This window comes from Paenibacillus tyrphae, assembly GCF_027925525.1.
Classification (GTDB): Bacteria; Bacillota; Bacilli; order Paenibacillales; family NBRC-103111; genus Paenibacillus_G; species Paenibacillus_G tyrfis_B.
Genome location: NZ_BSDJ01000105.1, coordinates 1 through 393 on the forward strand (window position 1 = coordinate 1; position 393 = coordinate 393).

Genomic DNA, 393 nt, shown 5'->3' on the forward strand with positions numbered 1-393 from the left:
GGCCATGATTGCGACCGGCTGATCTGGCTGTACTCCTTCGGTACGCAGCGTCCGCGCAAGCCGGTTCGCCTTCTCGTTCAGCTCGCGATAAGTCAACTTCTCGTCCTCGAACACAACCGCCACCTGCTCCGGCGCACGCTCTGCCCGCTCTTCGAACAACCCGTGGATCGTCTTCTCCCGCGGATAGGCCGCCCAAGTGTCGTTGAACGCCTCCACGAGCTGCGCTTTCTCCTCCGCCGTTGCCAACTCCAGCTCGTTCATCCGAATGTCCGGATTGTCCGTAATTTGTTCCATCACATGAAGCAAATGACCCTGAATCCGTTCCACGCACGCCTGGTCATAAACAAGCGCGTTGTATCTGAAGCGTATCCCTAACGATTCGCCCGGCAGCAT

At 58.3% G+C, this 393-nt stretch carries 1 protein-coding gene; it reads right to left on the reverse strand.

What is annotated here, in order from left to right:
- Positions 1-393: AMP-binding protein (locus tag QMG93_RS35050; protein WP_281944529.1), on the reverse strand; the 393-nt coding region annotated here is incomplete at both ends.